General features: G+C 29.0%; 10 protein-coding genes and 1 rRNA gene. 9 read left to right on the top strand and 2 right to left on the bottom strand.

The annotated features are described in order from the left end of the window. Positions 1–206: 206 nt before the first annotated feature. Positions 207–653, bottom strand: coding sequence for a flavodoxin domain-containing protein (locus tag T369_RS0107550; RefSeq protein WP_031553827.1), 447 nt, complete (start codon positions 651–653; stop codon positions 207–209). A gap of 298 nt (positions 654–951) precedes the next feature. Here T369_RS0107550 and mnmG point away from each other — a divergent pair, with 298 nt between their 5' ends. The 8 genes from mnmG to T369_RS0107510 all read left to right on the top strand — a co-directional run bounded on the left by mnmG (position 952) and on the right by T369_RS0107510 (position 11096). Continuing rightward, a complete protein-coding gene (gene mnmG, locus T369_RS0107545) occupies positions 952–2835 on the top strand; it encodes a tRNA uridine-5-carboxymethylaminomethyl(34) synthesis enzyme MnmG (protein ID WP_031553824.1) in 1884 nt (627 codons plus the stop codon). Then, positions 2828–3541 (top strand): 16S rRNA (guanine(527)-N(7))-methyltransferase RsmG, encoded by a 714-nt coding sequence (rsmG, locus tag T369_RS0107540; protein ID WP_031553821.1) that lies wholly within the window; start codon positions 2828–2830, stop codon positions 3539–3541. Before mnmG ends, rsmG begins: the two co-directional genes overlap by 8 nt. 182 nt (positions 3542–3723) lie before the next feature. Continuing rightward, positions 3724–4773, top strand: coding sequence for a PTS sugar transporter subunit IIC (locus T369_RS0107535; protein ID WP_031553818.1), 1050 nt, complete (start codon positions 3724–3726; stop codon positions 4771–4773). Between the two features lie 126 nt (positions 4774–4899). Continuing rightward, positions 4900–5832, top strand: a complete 933-nt coding sequence (locus T369_RS0107530; RefSeq protein ID WP_031553815.1) for a ketopantoate reductase family protein — start codon at positions 4900–4902, stop codon at positions 5830–5832. A gap of 133 nt (positions 5833–5965) precedes the next feature. Next, a complete protein-coding gene (locus tag T369_RS0107525; protein WP_006365102.1) occupies positions 5966–6328 on the top strand; it encodes an Asp23/Gls24 family envelope stress response protein in 363 nt (120 codons plus the stop codon). Positions 6329–6372: 44 nt separating this feature from the next. Next, a complete protein-coding gene (locus T369_RS0107520; RefSeq protein WP_233417895.1) occupies positions 6373–7989 on the top strand; it encodes a DAK2 domain-containing protein in 1617 nt (538 codons plus the stop codon). 103 nt (positions 7990–8092) lie between these two features. After that, positions 8093–8623 (top strand): CvpA family protein, encoded by a 531-nt coding sequence (locus T369_RS0107515; protein ID WP_031553809.1) that lies wholly within the window; start codon positions 8093–8095, stop codon positions 8621–8623. Between the two features lie 133 nt (positions 8624–8756). Beyond that, positions 8757–11096, top strand: coding sequence for an endonuclease MutS2 (locus T369_RS0107510; protein ID WP_031553806.1), 2340 nt, complete (start codon positions 8757–8759; stop codon positions 11094–11096). A gap of 62 nt (positions 11097–11158) precedes the next feature. Here the strand turns inward: T369_RS0107510 and T369_RS09555 are convergent, their stop codons facing one another. Further along, positions 11159–11437, bottom strand: a complete 279-nt coding sequence (locus T369_RS09555) for a GNAT family N-acetyltransferase (RefSeq protein WP_210727774.1) — start codon at positions 11435–11437, stop codon at positions 11159–11161. A 323-nt stretch (positions 11438–11760) separates the two neighbouring features. Between T369_RS09555 and T369_RS0107500 the strand changes: the two genes are divergently transcribed. After that, positions 11761–11837, top strand: a 16S ribosomal RNA gene (locus T369_RS0107500); the annotation flags it as partial.

The following is an 11837-nucleotide window of genomic DNA, read 5'->3' as shown; positions in this document are numbered from 1 at the left end:
TCTTTAGGTACTATTTCTGATAGTGTCATTAGTATTATTTCATCTTTTATATTTTCTACTTTATTAAACATACTAAAACCTCCTTTGTATACTTATATTATACCATTTTAAAGGTTTTATTTCAGTTAAAAAAAGGCTGTTGACCTATTTGTCAACAGCCTGAAAAGACTATAGGAAAAACCTATAGTCTTTTTTGCATTTAATATTTAAAGTGCTGAGGCGAAATCTTCTATGAATTTATCAATGTTTTCAAAATCTTCGTCAGTATCTGCTTCAATTTCAATTTTCAGATTTTCAGTAGGATTAGTTGCACCTGTTTTTGCTATTTGGTCATTAAATTGATCGACACAAACACAGTATTGTTCATAAATAGTGTCTCCAGTTCCGATTACTCCATAGACTTTTCCAGAATAATCTTTTTGACCAATTTCTTCAAAGAATTCTTCCATCTCTTCAGGAAGATCCCCTTCACCATATGTATATGTTGCTACAATAAAGGCATCGGCATCATCTAAAAAATCGTAATCAACCATATCTTCAATAAATATTTTTTCAATTTCTATTCCTTTTTGTTCTTCGAATTTTTCTATAATTAAATCTGATAACATTTCAGTGTTACCTGTTAAACTTGCGTACACTAATTTAATATTCAAGAAAATCCCTCCATTCACTAATTAATAATAATAACTAGTACTATTATAACTTAATAAAAATGTTAAGTAAATATATTAATAACTATTTAAATAAAAAAATGAGTAACAATAGAAATAATTAGAATATTTTATTCTACGTTTTTCATAAGAAAATACATGGAAAAACATTTGTATTAATGTTTATTATTAGTTTTTTCTTTCTCATTGTGATAATATTATAAAGGTAAAAATTTAGTAATATATCAAAATTTTGGTCAAAGCATTATTTTGCAATTACGTTAAAATATATGGAGGTACTATGACTGAATTTTTAAAAGAATATGATGTTATTGTAATCGGAGGTGGTCATGCTGGAATTGAGGCAGCATATGCATCTAGTAGAAAAGGTGTGAGTACTTTAATGATTACAATCAACCTAGATACAATTGGTTTTATGCCATGTAACCCTAGTGTAGGTGGACCTGCAAAAGGTATAGTAGTTCGTGAGGTAGATGCACTTGGAGGTTTAATGGGTCGTGTTGCAGATAAAACAAATATTCAAAGTAAAATGCTAAATACTGCAAAAGGGCCAGCGGTTCGTGCACTTAGAATGCAATCTGATAAAGTTGAGTATCAATTAGAAATGAAAAGAATATTGGAAGATACTCCAAATTTAGATATTGAACAAGCTATGGTTAAAGAACTAATTATTGAAAATAATAAAGTGGTTGGCTTAAAAACAATGTTAGGGACTGCTTATAAGGCTAAAACTGTTATTATTACTACGGGAACTTATTTAAGGGGAGAAATAGTAATCGGAGATATAAAATATTCATCTGGTCCAAATCATCAAATGCCCTCAATTGATTTACCTAAACAGTTGGAAGAGCTAGGATTTGATTTAGTTAGGTTTAAAACAGGAACCCCACCTCGAGTTAATGCAGATAGTGTTGATTTTTCAAAAACTGCTATTCAACCTGGAGATAATGAGAAACATGCTTTTAGTTATGAAACAACAGAATATGTAGAAGATCAAGTTCCGTGCTGGTTAACTTATACTAATACTTCAACACATAAAATAATTGATAAAAACTTAGGGCGTTCGGCTATGTATTCTGGAGTAATACAAGGAACAGGACCAAGGTATTGTCCAAGTATCGAAGATAAATATGTTCGATTTAATGATAAAGAAAGACATCAGTTATTCCTTGAACCAGAAGGTAGAAATACTAAGGAAATTTATGTTCAAGGACTATCAACTTCTTTACCAGATGATGTACAGCGTGATATGGTTCACAGTATAGCTGGGTTGGAGAATGCGGTAATAATGAGAAATGGATACGCAATTGAATATGATGCAATTAATCCAACGACATTATGGCCAACTCTTGAAACTAAGTTGATTAATGGACTGTTTACTGCTGGTCAAATTAATGGTACTAGTGGTTATGAAGAAGCTGCAGGACAAGGAATAATGGCGGGAATAAATGCCGCATGCAAGATTTTAGAAGAAGAACCTATGATACTAGGTCGTGATGAGGCTTATATTGGTGTTTTAATTGATGATCTAGTTACAAAAGGAACTAATGAACCTTATAGATTATTAACATCTAGAGCTGAGCATAGGTTATTATTAAGACATGATAATGCTGATATGCGCTTAACTGAAAAGGCATATGAATATGGACTAATTACAGAAGAAAGATATAAAAAATTCTGTGATAAACGTAATGCAGTTCAAAATGAAATAGAGCGATTAAAAACATTTAGAATTACACCAACTCAAAAAACTTTAGAAAAATTACAAGAACTAAATAGTGCAGAAATTAGAGATGGTATATTAGCAATAGACATGTTAAGACGACCAGAGTTGTCTTATGAAAATATAATGTACTTAGCTGAAGATGATACTAAATTAGCTAGGGATGTTATTGAACAAGTTGAAATAGAGGTTAAATACGAAGGGTATATCAAAAAATCATTACAACAGGTTGAGAAACTTAAAAAAATGAATGAGATGAAAATCCCAAAAGACCTGGATTATGATGATGTTCCAAGTTTAGCAATAGAAGCAAGAGAAAAACTTAAAAAAGTTTTACCGCTAACAATCGGTCAAGCATCACGTATTTCAGGTGTTAATCCTGCAGATATCTCTATTCTATTAGTATTCTTGGAACAACGAAGAGGAAGAAATGATGAATAAACAAGAATTTTATAGTAAGGTAACAGAACAAATAGGTATTGAATTAAGTGAAAAACAAAAAAATCAATATCAAAGATATTATGAGTTAGTTGTTGAGTGGAATCAAAAAATAAATCTTACAGCAATTACTGAGGAAGAAGAGTTTTATTCTAAGCACTTTTATGATTCGATATCATTAGCTTTTTTCAAGGATTATAGTAATGTTGATAATATTTGTGACGTTGGAAGTGGAGCAGGATTCCCATCAATTCCACTTAAAATTTTATACCCAAACCTTGAAGTTACAATTGTTGATTCATTGAATAAACGTATAAAATTCTTAAATTTATTAAAAGATGAATTAGAGTTAACTAACTGTAATTTTATTCATGCTCGTGCAGAAGAAATTGGACAAAATAGAGATTACAGAGAAAAGTTCGAAATTGTAACTGCTAGAGCAGTAGCTAGATTAAATGTACTTTCAGAATTATGTTTACCTCTTGTAAGAAAAAATGGATACTTTTTAAGTTTGAAGGCACAAAAAGCAGAAGAAGAAACAAAAGAAGCGTTAAATGCGATAAAGTTGCTTGGTGGTAAATTAGAAAAAGATTTAGAGTTTTCTATTGAGGGTGAAGAGCGCCATATACTAGAAATAAGAAAGGCTAAGGAAACTCCAAATAAATATCCTAGAAAAGTAGGAACACCAAATAAAAAGCCATTATATTAGAAAAAAAGGGATTAAAGTAAAAAATTACTTTGATTCCTTTTTATATTAATTTCACCTTTGTTGTAAAAAAATTATAAAAACGTTTTTATAAGAAAAATAAGATAAATTTTCAAAAAACTCTTTACATTTTTTTGATTTTATATTATTATAGTGAAATAATAATATAAAACAGGAGGATGTATATGCAAAAAAGAAGTGTGAGAGATTTTCTTAATATAATTTTAAATGGTACTGCACTAGGGGTCGTAGCAGGTTTAATTCCAAATGCAGTATTGAGTACATTATTCAAGTATCTAGGAAAACACTTTGCGGCTAATGTGTTTACAACATTATCTCAAGCGATGTATTTATTACAATTTTCTATTCCAGTGCTAGTTGGTATGATAGTTGGACAAATGTTAAAATTCAAACCACTAGAATCAGCAGTTTTAGGTGCAACTGTTTTAGCAGCAAGTGGATCATTAACATTTAATGCGAATTTAAAAGCTTATACTGGAGTGCCAATGGGAGATTTATTTAACGTTATGTTAATAACTGCAATTGGTGCAATAGCAATATCATTAGTAAAAGATAAATTTGGTTCTGTTACAATTATATTTTTACCAATAACTGGTGGGTTAGTAGCAGCACTAGGATTAGTTACGTTACCTTATATGAAAAGTTTAACAAATCTTTTAGGACAAATAATTTTTAAATTTACAACATTACAACCTATATTAATGTGTATGTTAATCACAATGTCGTTTGCATTCTTAATTGTAACACCGGTATCAACTGTTGCTATGGGATTAATACTATTTAAAAATGCGAATTATGTTGGTGCAGGTGCAGCAACTCTTGGGCTAGTAGCAGCTGCGGCAGTTTTATCAATTGGAACTTTTAGAGCTAAAAGTAAAGGTGCAAGTATAGCTATTATTCTTGGTGCTATTAAATTAATGATGCCTAACTGTGCAAGACGTCCTCAGTTATTTTTACCAATTCTAACGACAGCGGCAATAACTGGACTTTCAGGTTATTTCTTAGGAATCCAAGGAACTCATGAAAGTGCAGGATTTGGTATCATTGGACTAATTGGACCAACTAAAGCTTACGAGATGAATCCTGGGAGTTTAGTACAAATAGTCTTAGCATTTTTCGTAATTCCATTTACGGTTGCGTTTCTTGCTGATAGATTGTATTCAGATGTACTAAAATTATATAAGTCAGAAGTTTATAGACCAGAAAATTATTAATATAAAAGAAGGTATTCAATTTTGAATATCTTCTTTTTTTGTTTTATTAGTTGTCATTAATAGGTTGACAAAAAAGTTTTCTAATTATAAAATTAAATTATAAATATAAGTGAAGGAGGCATCATTATGAAAATTTTATTTGCGGGAGCAGGAGCTCTAGGGTCTAGATTTGGTTATATGCTATTTAAAAATGGTGAAGATATTACTTTTGTTGATTCTTGGAAAGATCACGTTGAAAATATAAATAATAATGGATTACGTGTTATTATAGATGATAAGGAACAAGGATATTATAATATTCCAACGTACTATCCAGAAGATGTACAAGGAAAGTATGATGTTGTTTTTGTAGCTACAAAGTCGATGCAATTAAGAAGTATGTTAACAAAGGTAAAGCATCTTATGCATGAAAATACAAAAATTATATGTATACTGAATGGACTAGGGCACGTTGATACTCTTAAAGAATTTGTAAAAGAAGAAAACATTCTAATTGGTGTGACATTATGGACGAGTGGTTTGGGTGGACCTGGTGTACTTAAAGCTTATGGATCAGGAAAAACAGAAATAAAGCAAGTTAAGGAAGATAATCTTGCGGAGACTAAAGGCTTAATAGATAGATTAAATAAAGCTGGATTAAATATGAAGTATTCAGATAATACCTTCCAATCTATTTGGCATAAAGCAGGACTTAACTGTGTATTGAATACGTATTGTACATTGATAGATTGTAATATTGGTGAGTATGGAAGTTTTAAACAAAATTTAGAATTAACTAGAGCAGTACTAAATGAAGTTACGGCTGTTGCTAAAGCTGAAGGTGTGGAAGTGAATCAAGAGTTAGTTGAAAATAACATTGAAAACTTATTTGATCCTAGTACTGGAGGGTTACATTACCCATCATTATATCAAGATATGAAAAATGGAAGATTAACGGAAATAGATTATTTAAATGGAGCCATATCTAAATTAGGTAAGAAGCATAATATTCAAACTCCAGTTTGTGATACAGTAACATTAATGATTCACGCTAAAGAATTTATTCGAGGAAATAAATAAAAGAAACTATAAATATTATGGATAGTAAGAGGCTCTAATTGATGATAAATCAATGTTTTACTTGTATTTTTTTATTAAAAAAGGTATAATTATTCGTATGTTCATTTGTCTATTTTAAATAGGAGGAAAAATTATGGTATTAGAAGTAAATAATGAACTAGGACACGTATCAATTAGTGATGACGTTATTTCTACTGTAGCAGGTGGAACAGCAGTAAGTTGTTACGGTATAATTGGTATGGCTAGTAAGAACCAAGTTAAAGATGGAATTATAGAAATCTTAGGAAAAGAAAATTATTCAAAAGGAATAGTTGTTAAACAAGATGAAGATAAATTAGTAATAGATTTATATATAATAGTTATGTACGGAACAAAAATATCTGAAATAGCTAGTAATGTTCAGTCATCAGTGAAATATCAAATAGAAAAAACACTAGGTGCTAAAGTGAATGAGGTTAATATCTTTATTCAAGGCATTAAAGTAAGTAATAAGTAGGAGGTAGCGCATTGGAAAAAATCAATGGACTAGTTCTAGCTAAAATGATAGATTTAGGTTCTAAAAATTTAGCTAAGAATGCAGAAAAAATTAATTCTCTTAACGTTTTCCCAGTACCTGATGGTGATACAGGAACAAATATGAATTTATCAATGTCTTCAGGTGCTAAAGAAACAGCAGCGAATGTTGTAGAAAATATCGGTGAGTTAGGAAAGTCATTCTCTAAAGGTTTATTAATGGGAGCTCGTGGTAACTCAGGAGTAATTCTTTCACAATTATTTAGAGGAATGACTCAACATATAGCTGATAAAAGTGAGATTGACGCAAAAGAATTTGCAGCTGCTATTCAAAATGGTGTTAGTATAGCGTACAAAGCAATAATAAAACCGGTTGAAGGGACAATTTTAACAGTAGCACGTGAAGCTGCAGAAGCAGGTGTAAAAGCTGCAGAAAACACTACTTCAGTTATTGAAGTAATGGATGCAATTTACTTAGAAGCTCAAGAATCTCTTAAGAGAACACCTGAGTTGTTACCTATTTTAAAAGAAGTTGGTGTAGTTGATTCAGGAGGTCAAGGTTTAGTTTGTGTATATCAAGGTTTTGTAGCTGCATTAAAAGGTGAAGAGATCGAAGGATTAGATTCAGTTGAAACTAATGTAGTTGATATGCAATTTGAAGATAATCATGATATGGACTTCATGAGTCCAGAAGATATTGTCTATGGATTCTGTACAGAATTTACTGTTCGTCTTGATAAAAATAAAAAAGAATTTAATGAAGATAAATTCAGAGAAGATATGAGTAAATTTGGTGATTCACTACTTGTTATTTCTGATAGTGAATATGTAAAAATTCATGTTCATACAGAAACACCAGGTGATGTATTTAACTACGGACAACAATATGGTGAACTTATTAAAATCAAATCTGATAATATGCGTGAACAACACAGAGAAGTATTAAGAAAACAAGAAGCAAAACAAGCTAGTGCTCCGAAAGAAGTTAAAGAACAAGCTATGATTTCTATTTCTATGGGTGCTGGATTAAGTAAAGTTTTAAAATCAATGGGTGTTGATTATATTGTAGAAGGTGGACAAACAATGAATCCATCTACTGAAGATATAATGAAAGCTATTAAAGAAGTTAATGCCAAAAATATTTATATATTCCCTAATAATAAAAATATTCAACTAGCAGCAAAACAAGCTGCAGAATTAGCGGAAGAAAATGTCTTTGTAATTGAAAGTAAAACAGCTCCACAAGGCTTAGCTGCGGTAATGGTATTTAACTCACAACTTTCGCCTGAAGAAAACTTTGCAAATATGCAAGAAGTTTTATCAACTGTAAGTACACTTGAAGTAACTTATGCAGTTCGTGACACTAATATAGAAGGTGTTGAAATTAAGAAAGACCAATTTATGGGAATCAAAGATGGTAAAATAGTTGTTTCTGATTTATCATTAAACACTGTACTTGAAGAATTACTAGAAAAATCTTTAGATGAAGATAAAGAAATAGTTACTCTTTACTTAGGTGAAGATAGTACAGATGAATATACTGATTTTCTAGAAGAATTATTAGAAAACAAATACCCTGATGTAGAGGTAGAACTTATTGAATCTGGACAACCAGTATATCCATATATAATTGGAGTAGAATAAGAATAATAATTTTAAAGAAAAAAGTAGCATTAATCAAACATTGATTAATGCTACTTTAAAGTTTAATTTATATAATAATAAAAAAATAAGAAAGGATGACTATATGGTAGATATAATAATAGTAATACTATTGTTTTTAGGTATCTATTTAGGACATAAACGTGGGCTAATAATGCAATTATTCTATGTTGGAACTATGATAGTTGGTTTAATAGTATCAATGTTGTTTAGTAGTAGATTAGCATATTTATTTCCTAGTTTAATTCCAATACCAGCAGATGTAACCACAGGTTTAGAGGGGGTATACGCTGGATTAAATATACCTACGGCATACTATAGAATAGTTTCTTTTGTCGTATTATTTATAGTAATTCGACTGATTATTCAAATAATTGCATCAGCACTAGGTGTAATTAGAAAATTACCGTTAATAAAAACAACAGACAGATTATTAGGTGGAATCTTTGGTTTTGTAGAAGTTTATTTATTAATATTTGTAGTTTTATATTTTGTGACAGTATTACCACTATCAGAGTGGAAAATTGCAATATTTACAAATTCAACAATACCAGGATTTATTCTAGAAAATACACCTATTTTATCAGAGCAATTAATAGATTTATTTTTTAAATAAGAAAATAGAACGAGCAGTGGCATTAGTGTAAAATTATGTTGCTGCTTTATTCTTTTGCTATAGAATTGTTAAAAAGATAGATTTAGTGTATAATATACTTTGTTAAAAAAATTCATGAAGGAGTGAAAAATAGTTGAATAAAATTACTCAAAAGAAATTGAATTTAGATTTAGTGTTAAAAGATATTGAAAAATATTGTTATTCAGAGTTATCTTATGATAAGATTCAAAATTTAAAATATATAAATAATTATGACAAACTAGTAGAAGTTCATAAAGAAAATGAAGAAGCATATGAATTATTAAGAAAGTATCCCAATGAGTTTAGATTGAAAATATATGATTATAATATGAGTGTGAAAAAAGCGAAGAAGGATAGTGTATTATCAGAAAAAGAACTTTTTTATATTTTAAGAAATGTAATTACTTATGATAGATTTTCTAAGAGATTTGACTCTATTAAAATACAGGAAAACAATTCATATAGTAGTATAACAAAATACATAGAAAAATTAGATAATCTTGAAGATTTAGAAAGATACTTAGATAGGATAGTTGATGAAGATGGATATATAAGACCTGATGCATCATTAGAATTAAAAAATATAAAAGCTGATATAACAAAGTTAAAAAACAAGAGTGATCAAATATTAAAAAATATACTTAGAGCTAATGTAAAGAAACTAACAGAAGCAATTGTAACAAAGCGTAATGATAGAGATGTAATTTTAGTTAAACCAGAGCATAAAAATGATTTTGGTGGTATAATTCACGATGAATCTGCATCTGGAAATACGTTTTATGTTGAACCGAAAGAAAATGTTGAAATTAATAATGAAATAGGAGTTTTAAAACGACGTGAAAAAGAGGAGATTCTTAGAATATTAAAAGAGGCATCTGAAGTAATTAAAGAGAAGTCTAATGAATTATTAAATTCTTTATGGAATTTTTCTCAAGTAGAATTTATTTTTTCAAAAATGAATTTTTGTTCACAAAAGGGTTTTAATAAACAAAATATTGTCGCGACTCAAGAAATTAATTTAAAAAAAGCATATAATCCATTAATTGAAAAAGAGTTAGTAGTAAAAAACGATGTTATATTAGATAATAAAGGAAATTCTTTAATAATTACCGGTCCTAATACCGGAGGTAAAACTGTAATTCTAAAAACAGTTGGTTTATGTGTATACTTAACTCACTTAGGATTTTACATACCAGCACTAGAGGAGTCAACTGTTGGATTTTTTGAAAAAGTATTTGTTGATATTGGAGATGAACAATCAATAGAAAATAACCTTTCGACTTTTTCATCTCATATGACCAATATAATTAACATATTAAATAACACTAATGAAAAAAGTTTAATACTTTTAGATGAGTTGTGTTCAGGAACCGACCCTAGTGAAGGGGCAGTGTTATCAATCGCTTTATTAGATAAATCTAAAGAGTTAAATGCAACAATGTTATGTACAACTCATTATCCAGAAATTAAAAATTACTGTTTTGAATCAGAATATTATAAGAACTCTTCTATGGAATTTGATTTCGAGAAATTAAAACCGACATATCGATTTATTATCGGTTTACCAGGTAAATCAAATGCAATTAATATTTCTGCAAAATTAGGTTTAGACGAGACTATTATAAAAGAAGCTAGTGCTCTATTAGAAGAAAATACAAAAGAAAATAATCTATTTATAGATAAATTATCTGAGAATATAAGAGAGTATGATTATAAACTAGATTATTTAAATAAAACCATTACAGAAATAGATGAAGTAAAAGAGCAATTAGATAATAATTTACAAAAATATGAAGAATATAAAGAGAGTCTATATAATGAACTTAGTATAGAATTAAACAAAGAAATAGATGCTAAGAAAGAAGAAATGTTAGAAATATATCGTCAGTTTAAAGATAGTTCTTCATTAAAACAACATGAAGTTAATGAAATTCTTCATAAAATGGATAAAGGTAAAAATAATATAAAATTGGCTAAGCAATTACAAAATCAACCTAAGTTCAAAAATTCTGAAATACAGGTTGGAGATGATGTATTAGTACTTAGCTATAATCAAAGAGCGACAGTTCTTGAAATATCAGGAAATACTTTGCAAATTAAAATGGGTGCTATGAAACTTAATATCAAGAAAAAAGAGGTTAGAAAAATAGAAAGTGAACCTGAAGTTGCTACAAGATATATAAGTACAAGTAGTGTTAGTAGTAAAAAAGTAGGTATAGATATTAACGTAATAGGTTTAAATACTGAAGAGGCAATTAGAGAAATAGAAAACTATATGGATAAAGTTATACTTCAAGGCTATGATACTTTTACTATAATTCACGGTTTAGGATCGGGGATTCTAAGAAAAAATATTGCAGAATATTTAAAAACAAACAAATATGTTGAAAGTTTCAGAAGTGGTGGCCAAAATGAAGGTGGAATGGGTGCTACTATAGTAGAAATGAAATAAATAGGTTAGATTGGAATAGTATTATACAATTCCGATCTAACCTTATTTTATTTTTTATAAATCTAATAACGAAGTTTATAACTATTATCTTCCTTAACAATATTTTCTAGGACTCCACCACAAGATTCAATTGATTTTTTAGAAGCAATATTTTCGTGGTCGCATGTAACTAATACTTTATCTAACGCAAGAGAAAATAAAAATGAACATGCATATTTTAACATAGAATTTGCATAACCTTTGTTTCGTTCACTTTTCCTTACACTATAACCAATATGTCCGCCGTAGTTAAGTAGGTAATCGTAAGGTATAATTAATAATAATTTATAAAAAACGAACAATCTGATGAAAACGAAAATGAAAAGTTAAGAAAATAATGAAAAAACTTCTTGACAAAGAATAAATGAGATGATAGAATAGAAAAAGTCTTCAGGAAAGAAGACAAAAACAACATTTTTTAAAAACCGAATGTTAAAAAATTTTTTAAAAAACTTTTAAAAAGTTCTTGACATCGAATAATAAAAATGTTAAACTATAAAAGTTGCTAATCGCAACAAACTTGAACATTGAAAACTAAACGAATTAAGTCAACGTTAATTCCAAAAAAGGACAGTTCTAAAAAGGAACTATAAAACTTTTTAATGAGCTAATCAAGCTAACAATTTATTTGGAGAGTTTGATCCTGGCTCAGGACGAACGCTGGCGGCGTGCCTAATACATGCAAGTCGAGCGAAGTTTTTC

Origin of the sequence: Gemella sanguinis ATCC 700632, assembly GCF_000701685.1 — a bacterium.
Classification (GTDB): Bacteria; Bacillota; Bacilli; order Staphylococcales; family Gemellaceae; genus Gemella; species Gemella sanguinis.
The sequence above is the reverse complement of the archived record's forward strand: the minus strand, read 5'-3'. Positions and strand labels throughout refer to the sequence as shown.

Excerpts from the sequence above, each read along its gene's own strand:
- T369_RS0107520 (WP_233417895.1), top strand. The coding sequence starts at position 6,373 with ATGATAGATTTAGGTTCTAAAAATTTAGCTAAGAATGCAGAAAAAATT.
- T369_RS0107515 (WP_031553809.1), top strand. The coding sequence starts at position 8,093 with ATGGTAGATATAATAATAGTAATACTATTGTTTTTAGGTATCTATTTA.
- rsmG (WP_031553821.1), top strand. The coding sequence starts at position 2,828 with ATGAATAAACAAGAATTTTATAGTAAGGTAACAGAACAAATAGGTATT.
- T369_RS0107535 (WP_031553818.1), top strand. The coding sequence starts at position 3,724 with ATGCAAAAAAGAAGTGTGAGAGATTTTCTTAATATAATTTTAAATGGT.
- T369_RS0107530 (WP_031553815.1), top strand. The coding sequence starts at position 4,900 with ATGAAAATTTTATTTGCGGGAGCAGGAGCTCTAGGGTCTAGATTTGGT.
- T369_RS0107525 (WP_006365102.1), top strand. The coding sequence starts at position 5,966 with ATGGTATTAGAAGTAAATAATGAACTAGGACACGTATCAATTAGTGAT.
- mnmG (WP_031553824.1), top strand. The coding sequence starts at position 952 with ATGACTGAATTTTTAAAAGAATATGATGTTATTGTAATCGGAGGTGGT.